General features: G+C 62.2%; 22 protein-coding genes. 6 read left to right on the top strand and 16 right to left on the bottom strand.

Going from position 1 to position 13,725, the window contains the following annotated elements; translation table 11 throughout:
* Positions 1-214: 214 nt before the first annotated feature.
* From FJ953_RS09845 to FJ953_RS09835, 3 genes are read right to left on the bottom strand one after another with little or no spacing between them, the layout of a single operon-like run.
* Positions 215-1,630, bottom strand: a complete 1,416-nt coding sequence (locus FJ953_RS09845; RefSeq protein ID WP_140624142.1) for an ATP-binding protein — start codon at positions 1,628-1,630, stop codon at positions 215-217.
* Between the two features lie 48 nt (positions 1,631-1,678).
* The gene (locus FJ953_RS09840) at positions 1,679-2,398 is read right to left on the bottom strand and encodes a response regulator transcription factor (protein ID WP_140496007.1); all 720 of its coding nucleotides are present in this window, start codon (positions 2,396-2,398) and stop codon (positions 1,679-1,681) included.
* A complete protein-coding gene (locus FJ953_RS09835) occupies positions 2,385-2,918 on the bottom strand; it encodes a MarR family transcriptional regulator (RefSeq protein ID WP_181165219.1) in 534 nt (177 codons plus the stop codon). Before FJ953_RS09835 ends, FJ953_RS09840 begins: the two co-directional genes overlap by 14 nt.
* Before the next feature lie 258 nt (positions 2,919-3,176).
* Here FJ953_RS09835 and FJ953_RS09830 point away from each other — a divergent pair, with 258 nt between their 5' ends.
* The 3 genes from FJ953_RS09830 to FJ953_RS09820 all read left to right on the top strand — a co-directional run bounded on the left by FJ953_RS09830 (position 3,177) and on the right by FJ953_RS09820 (position 5,340).
* Positions 3,177-4,070 (top strand): branched-chain amino acid aminotransferase, encoded by an 894-nt coding sequence (locus FJ953_RS09830; RefSeq protein WP_140496006.1) that lies wholly within the window; start codon positions 3,177-3,179, stop codon positions 4,068-4,070.
* A gap of 146 nt (positions 4,071-4,216) precedes the next feature.
* Complete coding sequence (locus tag FJ953_RS09825) at positions 4,217-4,531, top strand: hypothetical protein (protein ID WP_140496005.1); 315 nt, start codon at positions 4,217-4,219, stop codon at positions 4,529-4,531.
* Positions 4,532-4,701: 170 nt separating this feature from the next.
* Positions 4,702-5,340 (top strand): MBL fold metallo-hydrolase, encoded by a 639-nt coding sequence (locus tag FJ953_RS09820; protein ID WP_140496004.1) that lies wholly within the window; start codon positions 4,702-4,704, stop codon positions 5,338-5,340.
* A gap of 87 nt (positions 5,341-5,427) precedes the next feature.
* Here FJ953_RS09820 and FJ953_RS09815 read toward each other — a convergent pair whose 3' ends face one another.
* The 3 genes from FJ953_RS09815 to FJ953_RS09805 form a co-directional block, all read right to left on the bottom strand.
* Positions 5,428-5,850: a BA14K family protein gene (locus FJ953_RS09815; protein WP_140516874.1), complete on the bottom strand. Its 423-nt coding sequence runs from the start codon at positions 5,848-5,850 to the stop codon at positions 5,428-5,430.
* Positions 5,851-6,040: 190 nt separating this feature from the next.
* On the bottom strand, positions 6,041-6,253 hold the full coding sequence (locus FJ953_RS09810; RefSeq protein WP_006202521.1) for a cold-shock protein: 213 nt from the start codon (positions 6,251-6,253) through the stop codon (positions 6,041-6,043).
* Between the two features lie 322 nt (positions 6,254-6,575).
* Positions 6,576-6,788, bottom strand: coding sequence for a cold-shock protein (locus FJ953_RS09805; RefSeq protein WP_006202520.1), 213 nt, complete (start codon positions 6,786-6,788; stop codon positions 6,576-6,578).
* 581 nt (positions 6,789-7,369) lie between these two features.
* Here FJ953_RS09805 and FJ953_RS09800 point away from each other — a divergent pair.
* Entirely contained in the window at positions 7,370-7,774 is a 405-nt protein-coding gene (locus FJ953_RS09800; RefSeq protein WP_140496002.1) for a Kazal-type serine protease inhibitor, read from the top strand.
* A 77-nt stretch (positions 7,775-7,851) separates the two neighbouring features.
* Here FJ953_RS09800 and FJ953_RS09795 read toward each other — a convergent pair whose 3' ends face one another.
* The 5 genes from FJ953_RS09795 to FJ953_RS09780 form a co-directional block, all read right to left on the bottom strand.
* Positions 7,852-8,076 (bottom strand): hypothetical protein, encoded by a 225-nt coding sequence (locus FJ953_RS09795; RefSeq protein ID WP_140496001.1) that lies wholly within the window; start codon positions 8,074-8,076, stop codon positions 7,852-7,854.
* A gap of 89 nt (positions 8,077-8,165) precedes the next feature.
* Entirely contained in the window at positions 8,166-8,303 is a 138-nt protein-coding gene (locus tag FJ953_RS30405) for a hypothetical protein (RefSeq protein WP_181165218.1), read from the bottom strand.
* Between the two features lie 42 nt (positions 8,304-8,345).
* On the bottom strand, positions 8,346-8,630 hold the full coding sequence (locus tag FJ953_RS09790) for a hypothetical protein (RefSeq protein WP_140560619.1): 285 nt from the start codon (positions 8,628-8,630) through the stop codon (positions 8,346-8,348).
* Complete coding sequence (locus tag FJ953_RS09785) at positions 8,627-8,896, bottom strand: hypothetical protein (protein ID WP_140516870.1); 270 nt, start codon at positions 8,894-8,896, stop codon at positions 8,627-8,629. The genes FJ953_RS09790 and FJ953_RS09785 overlap by 4 nt, the downstream gene beginning before the upstream one ends.
* Before the next feature lie 168 nt (positions 8,897-9,064).
* Positions 9,065-9,271, bottom strand: coding sequence for a cold-shock protein (locus FJ953_RS09780; RefSeq protein WP_140495998.1), 207 nt, complete (start codon positions 9,269-9,271; stop codon positions 9,065-9,067).
* Positions 9,272-9,594: 323 nt separating this feature from the next.
* Here FJ953_RS09780 and FJ953_RS09775 point away from each other — a divergent pair, with 323 nt between their 5' ends.
* Complete coding sequence (locus FJ953_RS09775) at positions 9,595-9,819, top strand: hypothetical protein (protein WP_140495997.1); 225 nt, start codon at positions 9,595-9,597, stop codon at positions 9,817-9,819.
* Between the two features lie 187 nt (positions 9,820-10,006).
* Entirely contained in the window at positions 10,007-11,641 is a 1,635-nt protein-coding gene (locus FJ953_RS09770; protein WP_140624140.1) for a tetratricopeptide repeat-containing sulfotransferase family protein, read from the top strand.
* Positions 11,642-11,692: 51 nt separating this feature from the next.
* On the opposite strand, the gene FJ953_RS09765 is transcribed toward FJ953_RS09770, so the two are convergent.
* The 5 genes from FJ953_RS09765 to FJ953_RS09745 form a co-directional block, all read right to left on the bottom strand.
* On the bottom strand, positions 11,693-12,046 hold the full coding sequence (locus FJ953_RS09765) for a DUF1428 domain-containing protein (RefSeq protein WP_140624138.1): 354 nt from the start codon (positions 12,044-12,046) through the stop codon (positions 11,693-11,695).
* Positions 12,047-12,159: 113 nt separating this feature from the next.
* Positions 12,160-12,585, bottom strand: coding sequence for a glyoxalase/bleomycin resistance/extradiol dioxygenase family protein (locus FJ953_RS09760; protein ID WP_140624136.1), 426 nt, complete (start codon positions 12,583-12,585; stop codon positions 12,160-12,162).
* 153 nt (positions 12,586-12,738) lie between these two features.
* On the bottom strand, positions 12,739-12,921 hold the full coding sequence (locus FJ953_RS09755) for a hypothetical protein (RefSeq protein ID WP_140556066.1): 183 nt from the start codon (positions 12,919-12,921) through the stop codon (positions 12,739-12,741).
* 129 nt (positions 12,922-13,050) lie between these two features.
* Complete coding sequence (locus FJ953_RS09750; protein WP_140556065.1) at positions 13,051-13,359, bottom strand: HigA family addiction module antitoxin; 309 nt, start codon at positions 13,357-13,359, stop codon at positions 13,051-13,053.
* Positions 13,360-13,386: 27 nt separating this feature from the next.
* Positions 13,387-13,665 (bottom strand): type II toxin-antitoxin system RelE/ParE family toxin, encoded by a 279-nt coding sequence (locus FJ953_RS09745; protein WP_140624134.1) that lies wholly within the window; start codon positions 13,663-13,665, stop codon positions 13,387-13,389.
* Between the last annotated feature and the right edge of the window lie 60 nt (positions 13,666-13,725).

Raw genomic sequence — 13,725 nt, 5'->3', positions numbered from 1 at the left:
CGGTATGATGCCGGGACGGCGACCAGCCTGCGGCCCTCGCTTCGCTCCAGCGCACCCGGGCGGGCACGGGATCGAAGTGAGACGGGGGGCTCGAATCAAGTGAGGTCGCGCGCTTCATGCGCGCTCTTCAGCATGGTTTCATGACGCGCCAATGAAATCGGCCGAACATGACCTCGTCCGGAAACGGTTTCCGCTTCCCGCGATTAAGTCCCTGTCAGGCCGGAACCTTGATCACGGCGCGCAAGCCGCCGAGCGGGCTGACATCGAGCGTGATGTCGCCGCCATGGCTGCGGGCGATGTCGCGGGCGATCGACAGGCCGAGGCCAGTGCCGCTGGCATCGAGATTGCGGGCCTCGTCGAGCCGCATGAAGGGTTTGAACACCTCTTCGCGCTTTTCGGCCGGAATGCCCGGACCGTCATCGTCGATGGTGACCACGAGCGAGCCGCGGCCATGATTGGCGGCCACCTCCACCGTCTTGGCGTAGCGGAAGGCGTTGCCGATGACATTCGACATCAGCCGGGCGAAGGCGTTCGGCCGCACATGCACGGTCGGATCGCCGGAAAGCGTCGTCGACAATTTGCATTTGCGCAACCGAGCTTCCTCGCTCAGCTTCTGGAAATAGGCTTCGAGATCGAAGCGCCCGGTGTCTTCCGAGGCCTCGCCGCGGGCGAAGGCAAGATAGCCTTCGAGCATCGACTGCATGTCGTCGATGTCCTGGTTGAGCGCGGCCTTCGTCTCGGCCTTGCCGCCCGCCAGCGCCAGCTGCAGCTTGAAGCGGGTGAGGATGGTTCTGAGGTCATGGCTGACGCCGGTGAGCATGGCGGTGCGCTGTTCGATCTGGCGCTCGATGCGCTCGCGCATCTGGATGAAGGCAAAGCCGGCGCGGCGGACCTCCTCCGCGCCGCGCGGGCGGAAATCACGCGGCATCGGCCGGCCCTTGCCGAAGCTTTCGGCGGCTTCGGCCAGCGTCAGGATCGGCCGGATCTGGTTGCGCAGGAAGGGAATGGCGATCATCAGCAGCACCAGCGAGGTACCGACCATCCAGATCAGGAAGATGTGCGTGTTCGAAGCATAGGCCTGGCTGCGGCGCACGAAGACGCGCAACACCTTGCCTTCGAGCTGGACGCGGACCTCGATGATGTTGGAGTTGCCGACCGTATCGATCCAGAACGGCCGGTTGATCTGGCGGGTGATCTCGGCGGAGAGAACGTCGTCGAGGATGGAGAAGAACGGCTTCGGCCCGGGCGGCGGCAGCGGGTCGGGCGGCAGGAGGTCGACCTTCAACTGCATGCGGTCCTGGGCGATGCGGATGATGTTGGCGTAGTCGGCGTCGTGCGGATAGGTCTCGATCAGGTCGATGATGGCGGCGATGTCGCGCACGGTCGCCTGCGACAGGCGCTGCGTCACGGTCGCCCAATGCCGCTCCATGAAGACGAAAGCGACCACCGATTGCAGCAGGATCATCGGCGCGATGACGATGATCAGCGAGCGCGCGTAGAGGCGCTTGGGCATATAGAGCGAAACGAGGCGCCAGAACCGGTTCCAGACGCGCGGAACCCTCTTGAGCAGCCGGGTGGAGCGCATGCTCAAGCCGTCAGATTCCGGCTGTTCCAGTTCCGTGGTCGCCATTCACCTTTCGCTCGCTCCGTGGCCGTCAGGCAGGCCGAAGGCGGTAGTCTATTCGACGCTGAGCCGATACCCAATACCGCGGACCGTCTGCAGCCAGACCGGATTGGAGGGATCGCGCTCGATCTTGCGGCGCAGCCGATTGATCTGGACGTCGATGGTGCGCTCGCCGACATCCGATTCGTCGCCGACCAGTTCGTGGCGCGGGATGGTTTCGCCGGCGCGCGCGGCGAATATCGCCAGGATCTCCTGCTCGCGATCGGTCAGCTTCAGCGCCTCGCCGCCACGCTTCAATTCGCGCCTGGCGATCTGGAATGTGTAGGGACCGAAGACGAGCTGCTCCACCTTGGGCGTGGTCGCAGGGCCGCCGCGGCGCAGGATGTTGTTTATGCGCAGGATCAATTCGCGCGGATCGAAGGGCTTTGGCAGGTAATCGTCGGCGCCGGCCTCCAGGCCGGTGATGCGGCTGTCGGTTTCCGATAGCGCCGTCAGCATCAGGATCGGCACGTTCTTCTCGGCCCGCAGCGCCTTGGTCAGGTCGACGCCGTTTTCGCCGGGCATCATCACATCCAGCACAAGAAGATCGAAGTCGAGGCCGGCGAGCTTGCGCCGGGCTTCGCCCGAATTGCCGGCGACGGTGACGCGAAAACCGTTTTCGGTCAGATATTGCTTGAGCAGGTTGCGGATGCGGGTGTCGTCATCGACCACAAGCAGATGCGGCGCATCGTCGTCCGGTGCGGCCGCGTGATCAGCGCGTTCAGTGCTCTCCATGGCTTTTCCCTGACATTTTTGCGGACCCAACGTCGATCTGGGCTCTCAGTTCCGGATTGACCATTGCTTCGAGGAAGCGTTCCACCTGGGTCCGTTCGGCGGCTCCGGAATCTTCCAATGCAGCATGGATGCGGCGCGACTGTGGCCGTGCCAGCGCCAGCGCCAGCGCGCGGCCCTTGGCGGTCGGATACAGTTCGCGCTGGCGACGGTCGCGCGGCCCTTGCAACTGCACGACATGGTCGGTGTCGATCAGCTGCTTCAGCACGCGCGCCAGGCTCTGCTTGGTGATCTTCAAGACATCGAGCAGTTCGGCGACCGTCAGGCCCGGCCTGCGGTTGACGAAATGCAGCACCCTGTGGTGGGCGCGGCCGAAGCCATAGTCGGCCAGGATCTGATCGGGATCCGAGGTGAAATCGCGATAGGCGAAGAAAAACAGCTCGATGAGGGCGAAATCAATGCCATCCTCGATTGACATCGCGGTCCTGATCGGTGTCCCGGCTGCTCGGCTTCGATCCGTCATCTTTTCTCCATGGGCAGGGAAGATTATGTCAGTACTATTGACGTAATTTCCCTGCAATGGTAATTTTTGACAAGGTTTTGGGCGGATTGCGAACGAAAAGGCAAGGCAGGCCGGGTTTTCCGGAACTTCCTGAGTTTGCCAGAGCACGATTATCCGCCTACCTTTCTAGACAGCGGCAGGCGCCCCAACCAGATGGCGCGGCCGACAAGAGCACGCAACGAACAACGATATGCGGGCTGCCGCCCGCGGGAGGTTACCATGGCATCCGTTCCCTTTGATCAACTGGACGGCTTCATCTGGATGAATGGCGAGTTCGTGCAATGGGGCGAGGCCAAGATCCATGTGCTGACCCACGGCCTGCACTATGCCAGCGCGGTGTTCGAGGGCGAGCGCGCCTATGGTGGCGAGATCTTCAAGCTCAACGAGCATACCGAGCGCCTGCATGAATCGGCGCGGCTGCTCGGCTTCAAGATCCCCTATTCGGTGGCCGAGCTCAACGACGCCTCCAGCACCCTGCTGAAGAAGCAGGGCTTCAAGGATGCCTATGTCAGGCCGATCGCCTGGCGCGGCAGCGAGCAGATGGGCGTTTCGGCGCAGAACAACCGCATCAATTGCGCCATCGCCATCTGGCAGTGGCCTAGCTACTTCGATCCGGCGCAGAAGCTGAAAGGCATACGTCTCGATATGGCTGAATGGCGCCGGCCCGACCCGCGCACGGCGCCGTCCAAATCGAAGGCTGCAGGCCTCTATATGATCTGCACCATGTCCAAGCATGCCGCCGAGGCCAAGGGCTATGCCGACGCCATGATGCTCGACTGGCGCGGCCAGGTCGCGGAAGCCACCGGCGCCAACATCTTCTTCGTCAAGGACGGCAGGATCCACACGCCAAAGCCGGACTGCTTCCTCGACGGCATCACCCGCCGCACGGTCATCGGCCTCGCCAAGGACCGCGGCCTGGAGGTGGTGGAGCGCGCCATCATGCCGGAAGAACTCGAGGGCTTCGAGCAGTGCTTCCTGACTGGAACGGCAGCGGAAGTGACCCCGGTTTCGGAGATCGGGCCGTACCGATTCGAGGTCGGCGAGATCGCCAAGACTCTGATGAATGACTATTCTGCGGCCGTTCAGCCGAAGCACGCGATCGCCGCAGAATAACGAAAGTCACAGCTTTTCACGCAAGCAGGGGCGGTTTTCGGGCCGCCCCTTTTATTTCAGCGTTTCTGCATTTGACTTTCGCCGAATTCAGCGTCTCCATGATGGTGTCGGCCCGGGAGGCTGGCAGCTATGGAGGGACTGGTAAGATGGACATGAATACGCTTCTTCCGATCATCGTTCAGATCATTACAGGCATCATCGGTGGTCAGGCGGTCGGCGCGGCGATCAAGACGGCGGCGCTGGGGCAGCTTCCCAAGATCCTGGGCGGCGCCATTGGCGGCGTCGGCGGCGCGGCGATCCTCGGCAGCCTGCTCGGCGGCACAGTCGATCCGGCAGCGGCTGCGGCAGCGACGAGTGGTCTGGGCAGCGCGCTCAACCTGCAGAACATCGTCGGCGGCGCCGGCGGCGGCGCGATCCTGACCGGCATTATCGGCGCGGTCATGGGCGCCATGAAGAAGTAAGCCTGCGATCTCGGGCTGGCCAAATGGGCGGCTTCGGCCGCCCATTTCTGTTTCCAGAGCGCGCCGCATGAATGCGTTTCGACGCGACGCGCTTTGGAACGACCGATCCCAAGGGTGGACGCCCTTCGCTCGCGCCTCTACATCACGGCGTGAACATCGAAAGGACGATCATGGGTCAGCTCAATGCCGGCATCGTGCCGGTCACGCCTTTCCAGCAGAATTGCACGATCCTGTTCGACATGGACGACAAGCACGGTGTCGTCGTCGATCCGGGCGGCGATATCGACAAGGTGCTGGCGGCGCTGAAGGACAATGCGATATCGGCCGGCGCGATCTGGATCACGCATGGTCATATCGACCATGCCGGCGGCGCGATGGAGTTGAAGGAAGCGCTCGGCGTCGAGATCATCGGCCCGCACGAGGCCGACAGGATGTTGCTCGACAATCTCGAGAACCAGGGCGAGCGCTATGGCATTGCCGGCGTGCGCAACTGCGTGCCCGACCGGTTTCTCACCGAAGGCGAGACGGTCTCGTTCGGCTCGCATCTCTTCGAGGTGCTGCATTGCCCCGGCCACGCGCCCGGCCATGTCGTCTATTACAACCGCGCGGCCAAGTTCGCCCATGTCGGGGACGTGCTGTTTCGCGGCTCGATCGGGCGCACCGACCTGCCGGGCGGCGATCATGCGGCACTCATCGCCTCGATCAAGGACAAGCTTTTGCCGCTCGGCGACGACATCGGCTTCATCTGCGGCCACGGTCCGGGCGGGCGTTTCGGCGAGGAGCGGCGGAGCAATCCGTTTTTGACGTGAAGCGCGTCGCGCCGAAGCCGGTGCCGGCTTGACAAAAAAGCGCCGGCCTTGCGGTCAGCGCTTTTGTTGAGGCAGGGAAGCCCTTGATCAGTTAGCAGTGCAGAAATGCTGCTCGCCGTCATTGCCGGTGAAGGTGCCGGTGCGGGCGTTGAAGGTGCGGTACCGGTCGGAGCAATAGTCGTACCAGCCGCGCGTCCACGGTTCGGCATAGCGGTCGGCGTAGACCACTTGCGGTTCGGCATAGTAGCGGCGGACCGGCGCCGGGCGAATCCGCACATCGCGATCGTAATAGCCATCATCGTAGTAGTCGCGGGGCGGCGGCTGCTGGTTGGCCAACGCACCGCCGATCAGCGCGCCGGCCGCGAGGCCGAGGACGCCGGCGGCAATGGCATCGCCATGGTCATGATGGTGGCGGTGACGCCAATCGCCCGCATTGGCCGCGGGCAAGGCCGCGAACGTGGTGGCAACCACTGCGGCGGACAGCACGGCTGTCTTGAAAATTCGGTTCATGTCGATCTCCTTCGTGCCGGCCCGTAAGAATTCCGGGGATGCGGTCCGGCTTTACGAAAGATTAATATGAGACCGTGGCTGAACGGGGGCTGAACGAATTTTTGCCTGACCGGAGGGCACGGGCATCAACTATCGAACGCTCCAGGGAGCGAAGCTGTCCTGCCAGAACAGCCGCCGTTCCGGAGCAGGCTCAGCCGATCGACAGGTTGACGGCCTTGGGACCCTTGCCGCGCTTGTCAGGCTCGGTGTCGAATGTCACTTTCTGCCCATCCTCAAGACCGGGAAGACCCGACGCCTGCACGGCCGAAATATGAACGAAGACATCCTTCGCGCCATCATCCGGTGTGATGAAGCCGAACCCTTTGGCATGGTTGAAGAATTTGACGGTGCCGGTCTGCGGCATGGGAAGCTCCTTTGATCCCATAAACTCCAGTCTCGGGCCGGCAAATGCCCGAATGGAAATTTGTCCTTTATTTTAGCGTCATCGGCAAGAGAAAGTTTTGCGGGCACTTAAAGCGCGTCGCGCTTTAAGTTTTCATTATGATGCATGTCGTTGACCCGACACCGGATCCACTTTGGGGCGACAGCATTTTTGCTGCGCTGCGACATGAAAAAGGCGCGACGAAAATCGCCGCGCCTTCAAAATTCGTTTGCCTCTTCCGAAGTCATTCAAGCTTCGGAGCCTCAGTCGCACGGCCAGGAAGGGCGTGCTGCTGGCCGATGGCTCAGGCGGCGCGGAGGTTGACGGCCTTGGGGCCTTTGCCCATGCGATCCGGCTCGACGTCGAAGGTGACCTTCTGGCCGTCGACGAGCGTGCGCAGGCCCGAGGCCTCGATCGCGGAAATGTGGACGAATACGTCCTTGGCGCCACCGTCGGGCGTGATGAAACCGAAGCCTTTGGTCGCGTTGAAGAATTTAACGGTGCCGGTCTGGGCCATTGGGGAAACTCCTTCACCCGTTCAGTCTTGATGGTCCTGCCCGCCACCTCGCGTCGAGGGCAGTTCCCGGTGGTAGCTTTCGGCAGTCATGCATTGGCGCATGGTCAAACCCCCCGCCGAAAAACGGGGCCGTCAGAGATTCACAGTATCGGGGAAAGGTCGTCCAAAACGTTCCGCTCTCCGGGTCGCAAATGCCCGAACACGGAATTTATCGCACGGAAAAGTGAAGGTTGCAAGATAGCGCCGCGGGCCGCCCCCGATGGGCGCGTCCCGACGCATGAATCGACCAATCCGAGCATCGACGCGCCGCAAATAGGCCTCGTTGCCTGAGGGGTCATCGGCCACAGCCCCGTCACGCATGGGCCAGCGGCGGCGACGGCTGGCGGTGCGAGGCGCCGGGATAATCCAGGCGACGTTCTTTTTAGCAGCCGGCTGCAAACGAGGGTTGCAATCGGCGATGGAATGCGGAGGATCGCAACAGCGCGACTGGTTTGAGCCTTTGCTTCGTGAATATCATTGTCCCGAACAGCTGCGTATTTGGAGCGGCACGCAGCGAGGCGAGGATCGAGGGAGAGACGATCATGAGGTTTCTTGCGGCAATCTTCTCGCGACAGGGTTTTGTCGTCCTGTTCCTATCGGCTGTTCTTGCCGCCTGTACAGTGGTCGTCGACGACGGCCCGGGACCGCGGCCACGGCCGCCGCGGCCGGGACCGCAATTCTGCACCAAACAGTACGAGCCCGTCTGCGCCCGGCGCGGTGGCGACCGCCAGACCTTCGCCAATGCCTGTCTTGCCGACCGGGCGGGTTATGGCATCGTGCGCGACGGTCCCTGCCGTGACGGCGGCGAGGGTGGCGGCGAGCAGACCTTCTGCACCCGCGAATACGCGCCGGTCTGCGCCCGGCGCGGCGGCGAGTTGCGAACCTTCCCCAACGCCTGCGAGGCACGCGCCGCCGACTACCGCATCGTTGGCGGGGGGCGCTGCTGAAAGGCCGGGTGTTCGTCTTTTCCGCACTTTGGGAAACGCGGATGCCGTCTAAAACAAATTTCGGGGACGTGTGACGGTCACAACGCGGATGGATAGGCGCCGTCGGCCGGCCCGGAGTAAAGCTCGCTGCCGTGCTCATCGCAGATGCGCACGCGGTCGGGGATTTGCGGCATTGCGAGCGTATGGAAGAGCGCGGTGGCGCCCTGCCAGGCTGCGCGCAGGGTAGGGGCTTCCAGCGACACCTTGTCGAGCGTCGCTTCCTCGGCTTCGCGCGATCGGTAAAACTCGATGACGAAATTCAAGGACGCCTCCATGATGCGTTGTTCCGCCAGGGAGATTCTCCGGCAGGAGATTCTGCGGCAGGGATGGGCGCGGAAGAAGTCGTCCGCGATCAGCTCTTCGATTTCGGCTTCAGGCCGCTCTCGGCCTGCTTGACCGACGAGCCGAACGGGGAGGCGGGCTTGGCCACCACCTTATCCTTCTTGGGCTTGCGTGTTTCGCGGTTGCTGCGCTGTTGACCCTTGGCCATCTTGTCTGCTCCTCGTGCTGGTGGTCTGGCGTCGCCGGGGTCTCAGACCGCCGGATCGTTGCCAACGATCGGATTGTCGGTACCAATCGGATTGTCGGCTGGTTCGAGATTGTCTTCCGTGGTGACCCGCTCGTGGGTCTCCTGCTCGCTGCGGATGCGGTACTGCGGGGAGCCGTCCTTGACCGGCAGCCTGCTCTTGATCTCGAACAGCTCCGCAGTCTTGTTGAGGAGCCCTGTGCGGCTCTTCATGCGCACGGTCTGGCCGACCGCGAAGAGATGCGAGGGCGTGTCGGTGCGCGGACGCGCATTCTGCTGGAAACGGATCATGCTGCATTCTCCCTGTCGCGCTTCAGCGCTGTTTCGAGGTCCAGGTAATCGATGGCGACGAGTTGACTGGTGGTCGGGTTTTTCACCGCTCTTGCCGGCAAATGGATGAAGGTGGCGACGCGGCGCCAGGCAAGCCGCGACATGCCCTCGATCAGCTCTTCGTCGTGATCGATGTCGTAGTCGCCCGCCGGCAGTTGCCCTTCCAGCCCGCCGAGTACGAAAGGAGCCATGAAATGTGCGACGGAATGGGTCGTGCGGTCCGGCATTGTCCTGCCTTGATGTTTTAAGCCCTGTGGCGACATGCGAGGCGGAGAGCCTCAAAGCAAAAAAGCGGGGACGAGCCCCGCTTTCCTATTTCCGGCAATCGCTGGAAATAAGCCATTTTCGAGAGCTGCCAGTACATCCGTGGTCAGCGGTCATCGAATTCGGCCGGATCAGATCAGTTGCAAATTGGCGGCCGACTCGCGGCCCTTGGCATCACGCTCCAACTCGAATTGCAGCTTCTGGCCTTCGGCGAGGCCAGGAAAGCCCGCGCGTTCCAATGCGCTGACGTGGACGAAAACGTCCTTGCCGCCGTCGGTTGGTTGAATGAAGCCAAAACCCTTCTGGCCATTGTAGAATTTCACGGTTCCGGTGTTCATGGGTGTCTTTCGAAGAATGAGAACGGTCGCGGAGCAAATGCGCCGCGCTGCCGATATCGATGATTTGGAGTGAGATTGGCGGGTCGAGAACCTCTGACGCCGCGAAATGCCAATTCTGGCCCAAACGCTCGTATATATCTAGCTCGACTTTGCATGGTTTTCAAGAAGATTTGGAAAAATAAGTAAGCCAAAGGAAAAAGATTGCTGCGTTCATTTGAAAAACTCTGCTATGGTTTGATGATATTTTCCAAAAATTCTCAAAAAATCATTTCGGGGTCCACTCCCGAAATTTGCGTTTTATTTCTCCAAAAAGGACAAAAACCATGGTTTCTGCGAGAAGCTCAAGAGGTAATACCACAGCGATCAACCCGCCCATCAGGCCGGCCACCGCATATGCCGTCGCCATCGGGCGTACCGGCAAACCTATGATCGTCAAGTCGGCGCGGCTGACCATCAGAAGCGACGAGGCTGAAAGGCGGACGATCGCCGATACTGACGGAACGGTTCGGCGCGCCAGGCAGACGGCCGAGACCAACCGGCTGATTTGATCTTGTCCGCGCCGATGGCAAGCGCAAGAAACCAAGCAAAGCCTTGAACCCGCCGCGCCAATGGCCTAGATCGCGGCAGGCGGACAAACACGGCAGGTTTCCCATTAACAGAGATCAGAGACGAGCGGCGGGTGCTGGCGCCAACTCCGGCTCGGGCGGACAGCCGCCGTCGAGTCTCGACCAGCATGTGCAGAGGGCGCTGCAACTGCATCAGGCGGGGCGGCGGCAAGAGGCCGAGGCGCTCTATCGGCAAGTGCTGACGCACAAGGTCAACCATGCGGCGGCTGCGCATTTTCTCGGTCTTTTGCTGCACCAGACCGGGCGCAGCGCCGAGGGGCTCGGTCTCCTCGAGCAATCGGTGCGCTTGCAGCCGAAGAATCCGGATTTCCTCAACAACCTCGGCACGGTGATGCGCGATCTCGGCCGTGTTGCGGCGGCCGCCGACTTCTTCCGCGGCGCGGTGGCGCTGCGGCCGGACCAACTCGCGGCGCGCGACAATCTCGGCTCGTCACTGAAACAGCTTGGGCAGTTCGAGGGCGCCGAGGAGATCTATCGCGGCACGGTCGCGCGCAATCCCTTCCATTTCCGCGCCCGCATCGGGCTTGCCGAAACCTTGCAGGAAGCGGGGCGCCTGGACGAGGCGCTGGCCGTCTTCCGCGAGGCGCTGTCGATCCGTCCGAAGGACGCCGAACTGCTGCACGGGCTGGGCGTCGGGTTGATGGAAAAAGGCGAGCTCGACGAGGCGGCCGACCTGTTCCGGCAGGCGCTGGCGGCCGATCCCGGCATGGCGCGCGCCTGGCTGATGCTGACGCAGGTCAAGCGTCAGAAGGAGCGCGATGCCGAATTGACCGGGATGGAGGCACAGCACGCCAAGGCGCTGCCGGACAGCCTGGCGCGCATGCAGCTTGCCTTCGGCCTCGGCAAGGTCAACGACGATCTGAAGGATTATAACAGAGCCTTCGACTATTTCGCCGAAGGCAATGCCATCCGCCGCAAGGGCATCGACTACGACGCGGAAAGGACACGCGCCGAATTCGAGGCTATGAAAACGGTGTTCGACAGGGATTTCTTCCAGAAGCACAGGCCCAGCGCGATCTCCGACGATACGCCGATCTTCGTCGTCGGCATGCCTCGTTCGGGCACGACCCTGGTCGAGCAGATCATCGCCAGCCATCCGCAGGTCTACGGCGCCGGCGAGCTCGGCATCCTGAAGACGGCGGTCGGCAGGCAGTTCCCGGCGACCATGCCCGGCGGCTTCCCCTGGGGCGTTTCGGATGCGCCCGATACGGATTTTGCCGAGGCGGGACGCGCCTATCTCGACATGCTGCATGCCCGCTATCCGCACATGCGCCACGTCACCGACAAGATGCCGGGCAACTTCCTGCTTGTCGGCTTCATCCACATGATGATGCCAAAGGCCAGGATCATCCATTGCGCCCGCGATGCGGCGGCAACCTGCCTTTCGATCTACAAGGTGCATTTCCGCGGCGACAGCCACCGCTACGGCTATGATCTGGGCGAACTCGCCGATTTCCACAATCTCTACACGGACATCATGGCGCATTGGCACAAGGTGCTGCCTGGCGTCGTGCACGATGTGCGCTACGAGGATTTCGTCGCCGACCAGGAAGGCCAGAGCCGGGCGCTGATCAACTATCTCGGGCTGCCATGGGACGATGCCGTGCTGTCGTTCCACCAGACCGACCGGCCGGTGCGCACGGCTTCCGCCGCGCAGGTGCGCCAGCCGATGTATCAAGGCTCGGTCGACCTGTGGAAGCGCTACGGCGACAGGCTGAAGCCTCTGCTGGACAGACTGGCTTAATGCGGCTCGGCATTTCCGGCGGAGCGCTCCCGCTCCGCCCAAGTGCGTTGCCTACAATTCCATGAACGTCTGGAATCCGCCGAAGATCATGCGCTTGCCGTCGAACGGCATTGTCGACATATCCGGCTGCAATCGTGGATCGGCCATCACCTTGGCCATGACCGCGTCGCGGTCCTGCCTGGATTTGTAGACGATCCAGGAAAAGACGACGACTTCGTCGTCCTTGGCCTGCACGGCGCGTGGAAACGACGTGACCTCGCCATAAGGCACATCGTCGCCGACGCACTCGACATAGGCGAGCGCGCCGTGTTCCTTCCAGACGGCGCCGGCGGTGTTGGCCAGCTTCTTGTAATCGTCGAGTTTTGCCTTTGGCACGGCAAGCACGAAACCGTCGACATAGGACATGGCAATCTCCTTGTTTGCTGCATCCGGCGCCGGGCCGGCAGGGATGCGACCCGGGGCAGGTGGGCGCGCACTTCTCGCCGAGAGTGCTGACGCCCGCTATCGAATTGCGACGGTTATTGCTCCACTGGAGCGTTCATCGCCCATGCGACTCCGAAAGGGTCCTTCACCTGGCCCCAGCGGTCGCCCCAGAACATCACCTGCAGCGGCGTCACGATCTCGCAGCCGGCGTCGACCGCGCGCTGCCACCAGCCGTCGATCTCGTCGCTGCCGAGATGAAGCTGGAGCGTATAGCCCTGCGGCGCCTGGTGCGGGTGGCCGTGCTCGGGATAGGCGTCGCCCAACATCAGCGTCGAGCCGTTGATGTGGAGGTGGACATGCATCGTGCGGCCTTTTTCGTCCGCGGGGTAGGCAAAGACCTGTTCGGCGCCGAACGCCTTCTGGTAGAATTCGGCAGCCTTGAAGGCGCCGTCCACCTGCAGATAGGGGGTCAATCCGCCGAGCACTTTCGCCTTGGGCTGAACAGGGGGCTGGTCGGTCATTGCGTGTTCCTCTTCACGTTTGATTTGGCCTTGCGGACATAGGACGCGTGAGGTGACGGCGGTCCTAGATGGGCTTGAAATTTTTCTCGTGGGCCGGGCCCGGACTGGCCGGGCGACCGGCGAACTCCAGCAATAGACGCATGGCTCGGCCGCTCATATGACCTTGGCCGAGACGGCGGCTGAGCGGCGGCTGTTCTGCGCGTCGAAGAGCTCCGGAAAGCCAACGTCCTTGCGCAGTTCGGCGGGGAGCGAAAGCAGGATGCGCTCGCTGCGATGGCGGGCACGCGCCGCCGCATATCGGGTTGCGATGCGGCCGATGGAGGAAAGGACGGACATGATGCATTCTCCCTGGGTTGGCGCCGACATCATCGTGTCGGCATCCCAAGGACGAGGCAGGTTCAGGCGATCCGACAGGTCGTCGTTTTTTTTCTCGCAGCGTTTAATTTCTCATTCGAGCGCCACGGCCTACGCAACCTTGAGCGTCGGAATAGCCGAAACATCCACCTCACGTTCGGCATGCCAGGCATCGAAAGCTGCCTGCATGCGAAGCCAGATCGCGGCTCCATCGCCGAACAGCTTCCCAAGGCGGGCGGCCACAGCCGGTGAAACCGGCTTCTTTTCGCGGATGATATCATAGAGCTGCTGCCGGGAGATGCCGAGCAGGTTTGCAATTTCCACCTTGGTCTTTCCAGTTGCCGGGATAATGTCCCCAAGCAGCGCTCCCGGGTGGGAGGGACAGCGCTCGATAGGACGCGTCGGCTCGTGCACGCTCATTGGTCGAACTTCTCCAATCTGGCCGCCTCAGTGGTATTGCTCGAAATCGACGCGGGCGGCGTCCTTGCCGTCGAATTCAAACGTGATGCACCACGGGCCGTTGACGTGGACCGTGTAACGGATGGGATCGAAGCCTCTCAGCGCATGGAAGGCAAAGCCAGGAAGGTTCATCTCCTCCGGCTTTTCTGAAGCTTCCAGGCGGTCAAGCCGGACAAGAACGCGCTTGTGCATCTTGGTGTCGATCTTGCCGGTTTTCCCGGCTTGAAAGAGCTCTGACAGGGCCTTGTTCCTGAAAGGCTTGATCATGACGTATGTAAACAGATCGCTTACAAGATTCAAGGACCTGTAAGCGGATAACTTACAATC

The organism is Mesorhizobium sp. B2-3-6 (genome assembly GCF_006442305.1).
Taxonomy (GTDB): Bacteria; Pseudomonadota; Alphaproteobacteria; order Rhizobiales; family Rhizobiaceae; genus Mesorhizobium.
Note: the sequence above shows the minus strand (reverse complement) of the source record. Positions and strands in the feature narration are given on the sequence as shown.